Genomic DNA, 13,505 nt, shown 5'->3' on the forward strand with positions numbered 1-13,505 from the left:
TGTTTATATTGCCAATTGCTTGTATAACTCTTTCCCTACTTGGGCTTTTGCCACCAATTACTGCTAATTCTATTGAATTATACTGATTTTATTCATGCTATTCTAGCATAGCTACTCTGGGAGAGCCATCACTATTTCAAGCAGAACGAGATAACATGGTTTATTGAGAGTCTGTAACAGTTGTATTTTCTTCAGAAAAAGAATCAATATTATTCATAAAAATTAGGAATTACGCACTGTACAAAATAACTATCTTGTGTATCAAGGTAAATATGTTGTTTCAGGCTTTTATCAATCACCTTTAATTGAGTGCGATCGCTAAAATCTTACTGCTAATTGCGAATTGGTTTAATTAGCTTCCCCGATAAGGGTGAAAGCAGCCCAGTTAAGAGGATTAGAATATTGTTTTTTAGTTGTGAGCATAGCTTGACGTAACGCCAGAGCTTTATCAGGATTTTGCTGGAGGTGACGATAAAACTCACTCATTAAAAAAGCGGTAGAATTATCATCTACAGCCCACAGTGAAACTACCACACTAGGCACACCAGCACTAATTAAAGAACGCGATAAACCAATCACACCATCACCTGTAACATTGCCGCCGCCAGTATCGCAAGCACTGAGAACAACAAGTTGGGCGCTGAGTTTCAAGTCAAAGATTTCACCTGCTGTTAAGAAACCGTCATCTTTACCACTAGGAGCAAGAGCGATCGCACCTGGGACACCAAAGCCTTTAAAATCATCAAGTAAGCCGTGAGTAGCAAAATGAATAATCTTGGCTTTCGCCATCTTAGGAAGAATTGCGGCTTTGGTAGCTTTGTTACCTGTAATTGCTTTGGTTTTCAATAAATCTGCAATTTGAATTGCTTCTTTTTCTGCACCAGGTAAAGATATTAGCTGTTCATTGGTAATAGGAATTTTTGGCATAGTAGGATTCCCAACTATTAAAATGTCTTCTTTCCCGACTTTTGAATCATCAATTCCGACTCTTTGCTTGTGTGTTAAATCTAAAACTTGAATTGATGGTGCAGTTAGAATAGTGTGTTTTTCAATTAAGTATTTACCTTCCTCATCTTGCAATGCGACGAAGGGAACAGAAAATAGGGAACTTTGCGGAATGAAGATGACTTTTTCGCTTTCTTTGGTGGGGAGAAGATCCGCGATGGGTTTGATGAGTAGTTCGTGTAGCCGTTGAAATCTTTGTTTGGTTGTGGGTACATTAGAATTTCCTGCAACGCTAATACCACCGCGACTTCTCACACCAATGGATTGACGACTGACGCTGATTAGTTGTGCTAAAGATGTGTTTTCTTTTTGCCACAAAGGTTTTAAATCAGCTTTGCGGAAGGTGACTTCACCTGTGGGCTTAATTACCCAAATATAAATTTCTGATTCTTTGGGTTCTAGTTTACCTTGTACTTTGAAATCATCATAAACGATTGAATATTGCACCAAGGTAGAATTTTGAATCTTGGCAATTTGTTTGATATCATTTATTGTTGGTGCTGCCAGTGATTTCATCTCGCTGTTATTCTGATTCAAGCGAGATGAAAGTAACTCCACAAACGCCCTAGCCCGACCGCGTTCTGATATTTCTAAAGCTGCATCGGTTTTCTTTTGAGCAATCAGAACTTTTTGTAGAGTGCGGTAAGTTGTACTTTGTGTCTCGAAAATTGAGACTTTATTAGTATCAGCTAATTTTTTATCTCGCAGAGATTCCCAAACTTTAATTCCCTCATACAGTGTTTTTTCTGCTGCGGCGAGATTACCAGATTTGTAGAGAGCAAGTCCTAAATTGTTTAAAGACAGTCCCTCACCTTGACGGTCTTTGATTTCACGGGCGATGGCTAAATGCTGCTGCTGGTACTCAATGGTTTTGGCGTAGTCTCCCAGTGAATAGTAAGCATTACCGAGATTTCCCAGTGCATTACCCTCACCTAGACGGTCTTTAATTTCACGGGCGATCACTAAACTCTGCTGCTGGTATTCAATGGCTTTAGGGTAGTCTCCCAGTGAATAGTAAGCACTACCAAGATTTCCCAGTGCTGCTCCCTCACCGTTACGGTCTTTGATTTCACGGGCGATGGATAATCTCTGCTGCTCGTACTCAATGACTTTGGCGTAATTTCCCAAAAACCCGTAAGCATTACCGAGATTTCCCAGTGTTGCTCCCTCACCCTGACGGTCTTTGATTTCACGGGCGATGGCTAAACTTGAGGAGTGGTAATCAATAGCTTTGGCGTAGTCTCCCAAAGACTGGTAAGCATTACCGAGATTTCCTAGTGCTGCTCCCTCACCTAGACGGTCTTTGATTTCACGGGTGATGGCTAATCTCTGCTGCTGGTACTCAATGGCTTTGGCGTAATCTCCTAGTGAATAGTAAGCAATACCCAGCTTTCCTAGTGCATTTCCCTCACCCTGACGATCTTTAATTTCACGGGCGATGGCTAAACTTGAGGAGTGGTAATCAATGGCTTTGGCGTAGTCTCCTAAAGACTGGTAAGCAAAACCGAGATTTCCCAGTGCTGCTCCCTCACCGTTACGGTCTTTGATTTCACGGGCGATGGCTAAACACTGCTGGTGGTACTCAATGGCTTTGGCGTAGTCTCCTAAAGACTGGTAAGCAATACCGAGATTTCCCAGTGCATATCCCTCACCTAGACGGTCTTTGATTTCACGGGCGATGGCTAATCTCTGCTGCTGGTACTCAATGGCTTTCGGGTAGTCTCCTAGATTAAGGTAAGCAAGACCCAGATTTCCCAGTGCTGCTCCCTCACCTAGACGGTTTTTGATTTCACGGGCGATAGCTAAACTCTGCTGGTGGTACTCAATGGCTTTCGGGTAGTCTCCTAGTGAATTGTAAGCAAGACCCAGATTTCCCAGTGATCGTCCCTCACCTTGACGGTCTTTGATTTCACGCGCGATGGCTAAACTCTGCTGGTGGTACTCAATGGCTTTCGGGTAGTCTCCTAGTGAATTGTAAGCATTACCGAGATTTCCCAGTGCGGCTCCCTCACCATTACGGTCTTTAATTTCACGGGCGATGGCTAAGAGCTGTTGGTGGTACTCAATGGCTTTGGCGTAGTCTCCTAATGAATAGTAAGCAATACCGAGATTTCCCAGTGCATATCCCTCGCCTTTACGGTCTTTAATTTCACGGTAAATAATTAGTGCTTGTTGCCAAGATTGTAATGCGGCTTCAAATTGACTGGTTTGAAACTGCTGAATACCTTGTTGTAATAGTCTATCTGCTTCGGCTTTTTTGTCTGCTGGTGTTTGTGCCAATAGCTGCGACGCTGGAAATACTGTTGGTAAATTGGCAATAGGTGGCGCAACAGTCAAGATGAGAGTGATGAATGTGGTTAAACTCAGTTGGCAATAACGCATATATTTTACAGTCAGCAGCAGATGAGCAATTCTACAAAATATATATCTCTCATTCTTTGAAGGATATGCAAATTAGATGCAACGAGTTCCGAATAAGCTGAAACCATGATGCTTGTCCTCATATCTTGCACCTAGCTGTGTAAACACGTAAAAAGCGAATAAAGGATGCAAAATATTACAGTATTTGAATATTGTGGTGCTGCCTTTCATCATCATTCTAGTAACTGTGCAGGCTGTATAGCCCAGCCATTAATATATTCTGGTGATTGTGGAGGCTGTATAGACAATGCACATATACACCTAATCCCATTTGATAAAGATATACACAATCTGCTAAAAGAAAATTTTGACTTTGAAAAGATTGAGGATTTGGTAGAACTATTAAAATATCAAGCCGAAAATTTATCTTATCTATATTATGAGTCAACTAATAGAGAAAGATTTGTTTTTAAGGTGGATGAAAAGCTTCCTTCTCAATTTTTACGTCAGCTTATATGTGAAGTTCTAGGGCAACCCAACGTTTGGAATTGGGCAAAGCATCCTTTTCGTGACAAAATTCAATCTTTTAAAAAAGTTTATTATAATTCAGTATTTTGATGGTTAATCCTTTTACTGCCAATCGGCTAGTTGTGCTTTTCACATCTTAAGCAAAAGTTAATATATTAATTTTAATGAGATTAGAAAAAGTCATTCTAAGTAAGTCGACGTGAAAAAACATAACTAAGTTAAGAAAGGTAAACAAGGCTACTATCCTCTTCCCTTCTGCTTTCTGCCTCCTGCCTCCTGCCTTTCCACAACGATGATTTTTAACACTGAGCTACTTACTTAGACAAAATTAAGAGTAAAAATAATTAGAATTATTGCATAAATTCTTTGGACAACCAAAACAATTTATCCAGAGACTTGGTTTATTTAATGCTTTTTTCTCTTAATTTACAAACCCTTCTGTTGCTTTGCCATTTCCGCAAACAGCATCCTACATCTATGACAACACCCATCTTCCCATAGCGCAGGTATTTTGAAAGGTGCTTGACAATTGGGACACTTTGCTAAAAGCTTGAGTTGATGGCGATCGCACTTCCACACCGATTTATATTGCCACTCAATCCGGTGACAAGGTGCTTCGGCATAACAAGCACCACACAGGCGAATTGGCTCATGCTGCATTCCCACTCCCAGAGGTGGCAGCATTTGAGCTAACCTGTCTGCATCTACCTCTACTATAGATGCGATCGCTTCTAATTCTTTTTGGCTAGGACGAGGATTAAAGTGAAATCGCTCCCACCTTGCTACTACTGCACCAATTCCTGCCAAACGACCCAACCCACTGGGTGATAAATGGTTAGCACGTCTAAACCTACCAAGAAAGTGGCTCAGGCTTTCTCCTTCATAGGGTTCAATCAAGAATAGCCAAGGCTCAACATCTGGTGCCTCTTTCATTTGTACTCCTTAGTAACTTCCTGTAAAACAGCCTTGTTAATCTTCTTTAATCCCCTTGATAAAGAACGAATTGCTGATTCTCTGAGAATCTCATCTAGCCGACCAATGTAACCCTCTGTTGCCGAAGTCAAAATCCGCAGCATATCCTTACTAATGAGATTAGAAGGCAATGGCAACTTTAAAACTTTATCTTCCCAAGTTTGTACAATGTCTTGGAAATCTTTTCCCGATAGCTTACCAAAGCGATGGCAAGCCCGAAAGCGGTTATAAACTTGTTCATCTCGCTTAATTACTGCCTCTAAACGGTCAGTTCCTACTAAAACAACAGCAATGCCCAACTTGTCATAAATATCACGCACCTCTGCAAAAGTCTCAGGTTTGAGGCGATCAGCTTCATCAATAATCAGCATTTCTACCCCGCAACCCTTGATTACTTCGATTGTTCTACCACGCAAATCTGATACGGTTCCCTTTGTCGCTCGAAAATTGAGGTGTTCAATTATCTCTTTGAATAATTCTTTAGAGCCGCATTTTTGCGGAGGTTGAATATAAACTACAGGCACAAATGGCGGTCGCCCTAATTCTTTGGGTTGTTTGTGCCTGTGCCTGTAAGCGTCACAAGCAACGGTCTTACCCGTTCTTGACTCTCCGACAACTCGACAAGATTGCCGTGCCTTGCGTTTTCCATCTAACCAATCATGAAGAGTTATTACTTGCTGTAATAGAACAATATTTTTATTCTTGAGACGAGCAATTTCTGCTTGTAACCACTCATCATCCGGTTTTACCCCACCCAATTGCTGGGCGATCGCTTTTGCATCTGTCATTGTTTAAAATCCGTATTCTTCACGCAGTTGTTCATAATCCCAAACCTCTACTTCTGGGGATGAAGATTGAAGCCCAGTAGTAGATTCAACTTCTACTGCTTCCGTAACTGGAGATGGTAAAGATTCAGTTTTACTTTCATTCACCGCAGTAGAATGCAAAATCTCCTGCTCTAATTTTTGACGTTCCTTGCGACTTTTCTTTTTTGCCACTAGAGCATCACGCTCAAGGACTTCTTGCAATAAGGCTTGATTGCTAACAGTCTTACCCGCATTACGCAATCTACGACTAGCTGCTTCAGCTTCATCTAATGACAGTTGCTCTGTCTCCAAACCTTGAGCATGAGCGCGAGTCAGAAAAACTTCTTGACTTTTCTCTTGGCGATAAACCAGCACAGTTGTAATATCTCTGGGGTCATATCTTAAATTGACCGTTTCCCCCGCATATCCTGCTAGATATTCCCCTCGATACATCACATTTTGAAACTGTAAGCATCCACCTCTTTGTACTGTGCGCCGTGACTGTTTCATCAAGCAGATATCTAAATTACGTTCTTCGATTGGCACTGGTACTGAAGGTAATCCCGCTTCCCAACGCCCAAAACGAGTTTGATCACCCATTCGCGCATCAATACTTTGGTTGTAGCGGTCAACGATGTACCGAACAAGTAGCTGTTCTAGTTCACGCAAGGTGAGTTTTGCGTCCTTCTCTGCATCTTCTGGGCGTTCCTGTACATTAGATCCGGTATATCCAGGTAGCGTGGAAAATAGTTGGTCATTCAATGTCTTAAAAGGACGCTCAACTACTCCACCTTCTGAAGGGCGATCGCGTAAATGACATACAAACCCCAATTGCGCCCCAATCTGGCTTAAGTGGTTTGAACGAAAATCTTTACCACCGTCAGTATAAAAATGTTCTGGCTTACCGTAAGTTCCCCATTCGCAGTGCAGTTTGTACTCTGCACCGTATTTTTTGGGCAAAATCGCATGGCGTAATGCTAAAGCTACTACCACTGAACTAGGCGCATCAAAACCTAAATTGATACCCATAATGCAACGAGAATAGGTATCAATTACAGTTGTTAGCCAAGGACGACTTAGTAGTTCACCATGTTGATCTACTAGCAAAACATCTACACGGGTATGGTCACATTGCCAAACATGATTGCTGTAGTCAACCGATAAATCTTGTCCTTCACGAGTTTTAACTGAAAGTGTTGTCCCCCTCCAACCAGGGCTGCGGATACTCTTAGCTTTTTCTTTTTGTTCCAATATGGGAGCTAATACCCGTAAAACAGTTCTGTAATTAGGAGGCTTGGAGTCGCCTAGTTCTCGCGCTTTAGCTTGAACTCTCAGGGCAACTTGCTTGGGAGTCATGCGTTTACTACCCTTGTTACCTTCCTTATAAGTTTTGATGATGAAGTTTTCCCAAAACTCACCAATTCGATGTTTTCCTTTATCAGCCCTACCTGTCTGAGTGAATCCGACTAAGCCATCCTCTTCCCATTTTTTTACTAAACGCTGCACCGTTCGCACTGTCACACCTAGTTTTTCCGCAGCCTCCTTCAACTTCTGCCCGTAAGTTGTGCGATCGCATGGTTCCAGCAAACTTTGGATTACCTCTAACTTCAGTTGGGCTTCTTCTGAGAGTTCTGTAACAATCACATTAGTCTCAGGAGATGTGTTGCTTTCTTCTGATACGGCTTGGGCAGTATTTACCGACGTATGAACAGTGAAATCAGACATAATGTTTCTGTTCATGAATCAAAAATAAATTATAAATACATAATGTTATCCTAATACTTGGGAAAACGACAGTCAATTTGTCATTATGAAAATATACAAAAACTTTTTTCTAATTTCTGAAGCGACATTTAATTTGTCACAATCAGGACAAACGACAGCCAATTTGTCACTGTCGAGAAATAAGATAATACTTTTTGACTAGCGAAAACTCTTGCTGTACAAGCATTTACCAGATGACAATAATTTGTCACAACGACATTTAATTAGTCACTGTACAGAATCGTACATTGACACATTTGATGGTCAACTGTTAAAGGCACGACGAATAAAGGTCTGCTTGAAGCAGCCTAATCGTGACGGGGACAGAGAAATTTTTATTCTGACAAATCTGCCGTTTGAGGTGGTAAATGCAATTTTGATAGCCCAAATGTACCGCAAACGTTGGAAACTCGAAACCTTATTCCAAGTTCTGACAGAAAATCTCTGCTGCGAGATGAATACACTAGGCTATCCAAAAGCAGCTTTGTTTACCTTCTGTATCGCTTTAGTTGCCTATAACGTACTGTCTACCGTTCAGGCAGCCCTCAGAAGTATTCATGGAACCGAGAAGATAGAAGCCGAAGTTTCCAGCTACTATTTAGCCGATGAAATCAAGGGTACTTAAAGAGGAATGATGATTGCGATTCCCCCTGATGAGTGGTGTGTTTTTCAGAACATGACCTTCACAGAATTATCACAAACTCTCAAACATCTGGCAGGTCTTGTCAAACTGAGAACTTTTCGCCTTTATCCGCGAGGTCTAAAGAAAGCTCAACCAAAACGAACTTACCTCAAGAACAAGCAAGCCCCATATCTCAACTGCTAAAATTATAACCCAGAAAAAGCTGCAAAATAACACACCTTGAAAGGGCTAGGTTTAACTCTCTGGGGATTCACTGTAGCACCGGAAGGGGGCATAACTCCGTTAGTAATTCCTTAAGACCAGTGTTTTGTTTTGGAAATGAGGCTAAAAACAAAAAACACCGCGTCAGATGTATTCTGACACGGGCGCTACAAAGTTGAATGAAAATTTATTTATGCTTTAGCTTTTAGTTTTTGGAGTTGACGCTTAGATACTGAAACTGTACCTAAAGCCCCCAATGCTAATACACCTAGCCAAGCACTAGGTTCAGGAATTGATGTCGTCGTGCGTGACAGAGTAATGTTATCCAGAATTAAACCAACATTATCTCCACCAACACCTTCAAAGGCTAAATTAGCCGTGGTCAGTGCGGCGACATTAATGGTGCGGGTAAAGGTGGTTAAAGCTTGGTTAGCTGGTAAGGTGAATGTTTCGTTGAACAAACTGCCCAAAGAGACAATTACGGAGTTAGTTTGGCCTCGTCTTCTTGCACCACCAAGATCGAAGCTGATGTCAACTACATCTCCTGGATTAAATGTAAATGCTGTTTTTGATGTAATTATCCCAGCATTACGGGTTGAGCCATCTGTATCAATATACAGTCCGTTACCAGGGAATAAGTCAAAAAAACGATTGCCAATTAAGTCAACGGTGCCACCAGAAACGTTCCAGTTAGTAAAAGCATTGTAGTTTAAACGTCCCACACCACCATTTTCACTATCAAAGTTGTCAGATAGTAGGGTGGCGGCACTAGCTGTATGAGATGTTGCCATGCCTATGGCTGTGATGGTGGTTAATGTGAGTCCTAATTTACTGAATGTGGAAAAAAAATTTGATTTAGCCATACTTTAAGTAGAATGTTTTTCCAAAGAAAGAGGCCAGTAGTAATACGGGCGGTTTGTTAAGTAACTTGTCTAGGGGTACTGTGTTTTAGGGGACAATTACTCCTGATTGGCGATCGCATCACAGAACACGCAGCAAATTCTGGTAAACAATGAGTTTGACAGCAAGTTTTGAGCTTTGCAGTCATGTTACTACGTGTTATTTCTGTGAAGTTACTTTTATAGAGTACTTCTTTCTTTGTAATTTAATAATGAAGTTTCCGTATTTTTACATAAAATTTAGCGGAGAGTTTTGGTTGTTACTATCCTCCGCTTGCGGAGGGATGTCAGACCCAAGGCTGCACTAGCCAATACACCGAAAATAGTGGTGGGTTCTGGTACTTGTTGTACGGGGACTGGTGTAGGTACAGGAGTTGTTGGTTGCGGAACTGGTGTAGGTTCTGGTACTGGAGTGGGTTCTGGTATTTCTGGTTGCGGAACTGGTGTAGGCTCTGCTACTGGAGTGGGTTCTGGTATTTCTGGTTTTGGCGGTTCACCAGAAGAAAAAGTACCTGCTTGAATAAACACAGCAGAATCGTAACGATAATCTCCCACATCTGCAATTGCTATTTTCAGCCGATGTACGCCTTCACTTAATCCCAAAAATTGTGCAGAAAATACATTGGTAAAACCATCATATTGCAGATTATAAATTCCCCCATCACTCAAAGCATTATTATTAAATAAGTGCGGATTGGTGGCATTGCTACCAAATGGATTACCACCATTAACAGTATTAATAGAAACTGGTGTATTAGTTCCGGGAATTAAGGCAATATTTTTACCATCTAAGAAAAATCCAAACACATCGTTAAATTTGGAATTTACATATTCGTTATATTCTTCGGAAGCAAAAACATAATTAAAAAATAGATTGCCTGTTGTTGATGTGAATTCAAATTCCAGTACACTAGCATCATAGGTTTTTACACCAGAAATTAAAGCACTTAAGTCAGCATCGCCAGGTAGTTTATTGCTACTAGATGCACTTTCGGTAGTATTTGGCCCGGATGCCAATTTTGCATTACCAGTGGTAAGAATAATGCCATTATCTATACCGATACCTGAAGCTAAACCATTTGTGAAAATTCCAGATGCTATTGGTGCGCCTTGATAGGTAGCATTAGAAATTGTAATGCCTGAACCTAAAATGTTGTTAACTAATAGATTCGGGTCACTGCTAGTAGTAATGTTGACCGCTTGAGCAGGTGCAGTTACTAATCCTAAACCTAATAAAGAAAATGCACCTGTTTTGAGAAAATCCTGGAGAGATTTCATGTTTTTCTACCAACTAAACGTGAAGATTGGCAAGATTTGTTTTGCGAATTTTGGAGATTTTTAGCAAAAAATATGCCAAAAAGTAGCAAGTGTGATGGTTGCAAACTGAATTCATCTCTAGCCGCGATCGCTGATTATCAACATATTGCTGTAACCACAATTTGAAAACACATTTATGTCGGTTTTTAGCGAGTTAATTTTTACTCTCTTCTCGCTTACCTATTTAATTAGATTAGTATTTAACTATTTTTTTGGATAGTAGAAATACGGTCGTTTACACAATAATTACATTTTTAATTCTGTATATCTACTCGCAAAAGTTGATTTGATAACTGCTTGAGACAATTGCAAGTGTAAACTCACCAATAAAACTTTGTAAATCAATCCAATTCCTTTAAAATATTTTTATATTTCAGTATGAAAATAAGATTAATAAAATATAAGGTCAATTTTAAATTGATATAAACCAATTTTTATATAGTTTATCCATAAATCAATTTTTGATAAAAATAAACCAAAATCACAATAAATGATATTTTTTAATAATTTTTATTATTTTTTCGTCTAGCTATGGTAAAGATTTTGAGTAGAAAAACTTACATTCTTAGTAAGAATTCAGAAGACAGAAGCCAAAATTCAGAATGGTGAGCGAGATTGAGAATCAGTACTATTAGGTGATGAAAATTTCTATCTAGCAGACTCCTAACTTAATTTATGATTCTGATTTCTGACGGCTGATTCCTGAATTCTATTGAGATAAAATTGCGCGATTTGGCATTCGGCGTTTTACTTTCATAGTCTTCACTTAAGATAAAGATAAGTGCAAAAATCGCTCAGTCCTTATTTGCCCTAGCTTCATCTCTAGATTTACAGCAGAATTTGCTTATGAATTTCTCGTCAGCAAGACAATATTTTTACCAAGAGATTCAGCAACCTGACGAGTATATCAACTTGGCCAAGGCAGCACTATACATTGCCCAAGAAGAATATCCCAACCTTGACCCGGAAGAATATCTCAATGCCCTTGATACAATGGCACAAGAGGTTCAAGAACGTTTACCAACTCCACGCTATCCATTGCGGTTGATTCAAAGCTTGAATCAGTATCTCTATGATGATTTGGGATTTACAGGCAATAGTAGCAACTACTATGACCCCCGCAACAGCTTTTTAAATGATGTGATTGACCGCCGTATGGGAATTCCCATCACTCTCGCACTGGTTTATTTAGAGATTGCCCACAGAATTGAGTTCCCAATGGTAGGTATAGGATTACCAGGACATTTTCTCATCCGTCCTGATATTCCTGATATGGAGATTTTTGTGGATGCTTTTAATCGGGGTGAGGTAATGTTTACAGAAGATTGTCAGGAACGACTCACCCAAATGTTTCAACAACCTGTCAACCTCAAACCCGAATTTTTAGCCACTGTCAGCAATCGGCAATTTTTGGCGAGGATACTGACGAATTTAAAATACATATATCTTAAACAGCAAGATTTGGGCAAAACACTCTCTGCTGTAGAACGAATTTTATTGTTATTTCCGGCAGCGATGTTAGAAATCCGCGATCGCGGTCTGCTTTACTATCAATTAGGACATTACCCGCAAGCAGTCACAGACTTACAAAACTACTTATCCAAGGTTCCTGATGCTGAAGATGCAGTGGTAATTCAACGGTTACTTACAGAAATGGGTAAATAAACAAGTTTGGATTCAAGTGGCACATTTCCTAGTTTAGGCTGTCATTGGTCATTACCCGGATTTCTCACCACACCTCGAATGGAGGAGTAATGAGTAGTGAGTAAGGAGTAATGAGTAAAATTCTTAACTTATTACTTATTACTCATTACTTATTACTTGTACGCAAAGCAGCTTGTGAGAAATGCGGGATTAGTCATTAGTCATCCGTCAATACTAACGACAGTCTCAAGATAGTAGGTTTAAGAGTTGATAACTCCTGCCCCCTGCCTTCTGCTATACAATGGCATTCAGTAACTTTGATGATTGCCACCTATGCTACCAGTCATCTATTCGGATGAGTTTTTGAATCACAAGACGGGAAATTATCATCCAGAAAACCCAGAACGTCTAACAGCCATTGTCACAGCGTTAAAAGAAGCGGCGTTTGCAGAAAATATTGCTTGGCGTGAACCTACTCCAGTTGCCGACAAACCATCGCTGATGTCTTTATTATTACAAGCCCATAGTCCCGCTTATGTCAAAAAACTGGGAGAAATTGCGGCTAGTGGCGGTGGCCATCTTGATGGTGATACACCCGTTTCCGCCAATAGTTATGATGTGGCGTTGTTGGCGGTGAGTGCTTGGTTAGATGGTGTTGATGTTGTTTTAGCTACAGAAAATCCGGCTTTTGTGCTGGCGCGGCCACCGGGACATCATGCCGAAAGTGATGCTGGGATGGGTTTTTGTTTATTTTCTAATGCTGCGATCGCAGCTTTTTATGCACTAGAACAACCAGATGTTAAGCGTGTGGCGATTCTGGATTGGGATGTACATCATGGTAATGGAACTCAGGCGATCGTGGAAACTCACCCCCAAATTGCCTACTGTTCTCTTCATCAGTATCCTTGCTATCCTGGCACTGGTAGAGCTTCCGAACGTGGCTATCATAATAACGTTTTAAATGTGCCACTGCCCCCAGGTAGTGATATCAACGCTTATCGCCCACTGTTAGAAAGTAAGATAATTCCATTCTTACAAAACTTTCAACCTGATTTATTAATTGTCAGCGCCGGTTATGACGCTAACGCCGCCGATCATTTGGCAAGTATGAATTTACTTCCAGAAGATTATGGTTTATTTACTGATTATTGTTTGGGTATAACTCGAAAAATTCTGTTTGGTTTAGAAGGTGGTTATGATTTTTCGGCACTTTCTCAATCTGTGTTAGCAACAATTGAACACTGTTTATGAATATAGGTGCTGGAGGCTAGGGTTTAGCAAGCAAAATTTTTTATGTCAGATATTCATAAAAAAATCTTACGGCCAAGTATGCGTAAGTCCTGAAATCTATCTAAGTGAATATTG

The 13,505-nt window shown here is 40.4% G+C and carries 10 protein-coding genes; 4 read left to right on the forward strand and 6 right to left on the reverse strand.

Features of this window, described 5'->3' with window-relative positions:
• Positions 1-348 precede the first annotated feature (348 nt).
• Positions 349-3,387 carry a CHAT domain-containing protein gene (locus tag H6G75_RS27160; RefSeq protein WP_190983013.1) on the reverse strand — a complete coding sequence of 1,013 codons (3,039 nt, stop codon included), beginning with the start codon at positions 3,385-3,387 and terminating at the stop codon, positions 349-351.
• Positions 3,388-3,552: 165 nt separating this feature from the next.
• Between H6G75_RS27160 and H6G75_RS27165 the strand changes: the two genes are divergently transcribed.
• A complete protein-coding gene (locus H6G75_RS27165; RefSeq protein WP_190983014.1) occupies positions 3,553-3,984 on the forward strand; it encodes a hypothetical protein in 432 nt (143 codons plus the stop codon).
• 336 nt (positions 3,985-4,320) lie between these two features.
• Here H6G75_RS27165 and H6G75_RS27170 read toward each other — a convergent pair whose 3' ends face one another.
• Genes H6G75_RS27170 through H6G75_RS27180 form a run of 3 tightly spaced genes read right to left on the reverse strand, consistent with a single transcriptional unit; the run spans position 4,321 to position 7,397 of the window.
• Positions 4,321-4,827, reverse strand: a complete 507-nt coding sequence (locus H6G75_RS27170) for a TniQ family protein (protein ID WP_190983015.1) — start codon at positions 4,825-4,827, stop codon at positions 4,321-4,323.
• Positions 4,824-5,654, reverse strand: coding sequence for a TniB family NTP-binding protein (locus tag H6G75_RS27175; protein WP_190983016.1), 831 nt, complete (start codon positions 5,652-5,654; stop codon positions 4,824-4,826). The genes H6G75_RS27170 and H6G75_RS27175 overlap by 4 nt, the downstream gene beginning before the upstream one ends.
• A gap of 3 nt (positions 5,655-5,657) precedes the next feature.
• A complete protein-coding gene (locus H6G75_RS27180; protein WP_190983017.1) occupies positions 5,658-7,397 on the reverse strand; it encodes a Mu transposase C-terminal domain-containing protein in 1,740 nt (579 codons plus the stop codon).
• A gap of 211 nt (positions 7,398-7,608) precedes the next feature.
• Between H6G75_RS27180 and H6G75_RS27185 the strand changes: the two genes are divergently transcribed.
• Complete coding sequence (locus H6G75_RS27185; RefSeq protein ID WP_190983018.1) at positions 7,609-8,061, forward strand: hypothetical protein; 453 nt, start codon at positions 7,609-7,611, stop codon at positions 8,059-8,061.
• A 410-nt stretch (positions 8,062-8,471) separates the two neighbouring features.
• Here H6G75_RS27185 and H6G75_RS27190 read toward each other — a convergent pair whose 3' ends face one another.
• Together H6G75_RS27190 and H6G75_RS27195 are read right to left on the reverse strand one after the other, a co-directional pair.
• Complete coding sequence (locus H6G75_RS27190; protein WP_190983019.1) at positions 8,472-9,143, reverse strand: PEP-CTERM sorting domain-containing protein; 672 nt, start codon at positions 9,141-9,143, stop codon at positions 8,472-8,474.
• 276 nt (positions 9,144-9,419) lie between these two features.
• Positions 9,420-10,457, reverse strand: coding sequence for a choice-of-anchor L family PEP-CTERM protein (locus H6G75_RS27195; RefSeq protein WP_190983020.1), 1,038 nt, complete (start codon positions 10,455-10,457; stop codon positions 9,420-9,422).
• A gap of 885 nt (positions 10,458-11,342) precedes the next feature.
• Here H6G75_RS27195 and H6G75_RS27200 point away from each other — a divergent pair.
• Together H6G75_RS27200 and H6G75_RS27205 are read left to right on the forward strand one after the other, a co-directional pair.
• Positions 11,343-12,161: a SirB1 family protein gene (locus H6G75_RS27200; RefSeq protein ID WP_190983021.1), complete on the forward strand. Its 819-nt coding sequence runs from the start codon at positions 11,343-11,345 to the stop codon at positions 12,159-12,161.
• A 312-nt stretch (positions 12,162-12,473) separates the two neighbouring features.
• Positions 12,474-13,391, forward strand: coding sequence for a histone deacetylase (locus H6G75_RS27205; RefSeq protein ID WP_190983022.1), 918 nt, complete (start codon positions 12,474-12,476; stop codon positions 13,389-13,391).
• The last annotated feature ends 114 nt before the right edge of the window (positions 13,392-13,505 follow it).

The organism is Nostoc sp. FACHB-280 (genome assembly GCF_014697615.1).
Lineage (GTDB): Bacteria > Cyanobacteriota > Cyanobacteriia > Cyanobacteriales > Nostocaceae > Nostoc_B.

Excerpts from the sequence above, each read along its gene's own strand:
- H6G75_RS27175 (WP_190983016.1), bottom strand. The coding sequence starts at position 5,654 with ATGACAGATGCAAAAGCGATCGCCCAGCAATTGGGTGGGGTAAAACCG.
- H6G75_RS27205 (WP_190983022.1), top strand. The coding sequence starts at position 12,474 with ATGCTACCAGTCATCTATTCGGATGAGTTTTTGAATCACAAGACGGGA.
- H6G75_RS27200 (WP_190983021.1), top strand. The coding sequence starts at position 11,343 with ATGAATTTCTCGTCAGCAAGACAATATTTTTACCAAGAGATTCAGCAA.
- H6G75_RS27165 (WP_190983014.1), top strand. The coding sequence starts at position 3,553 with ATGCAAAATATTACAGTATTTGAATATTGTGGTGCTGCCTTTCATCAT.
- H6G75_RS27190 (WP_190983019.1), bottom strand. The coding sequence starts at position 9,143 with ATGGCTAAATCAAATTTTTTTTCCACATTCAGTAAATTAGGACTCACA.
- H6G75_RS27170 (WP_190983015.1), bottom strand. The coding sequence starts at position 4,827 with ATGAAAGAGGCACCAGATGTTGAGCCTTGGCTATTCTTGATTGAACCC.
- H6G75_RS27195 (WP_190983020.1), bottom strand. The coding sequence starts at position 10,457 with ATGAAATCTCTCCAGGATTTTCTCAAAACAGGTGCATTTTCTTTATTA.
- H6G75_RS27180 (WP_190983017.1), bottom strand. The coding sequence starts at position 7,397 with ATGTCTGATTTCACTGTTCATACGTCGGTAAATACTGCCCAAGCCGTA.
- H6G75_RS27160 (WP_190983013.1), bottom strand. The coding sequence starts at position 3,387 with ATGCGTTATTGCCAACTGAGTTTAACCACATTCATCACTCTCATCTTG.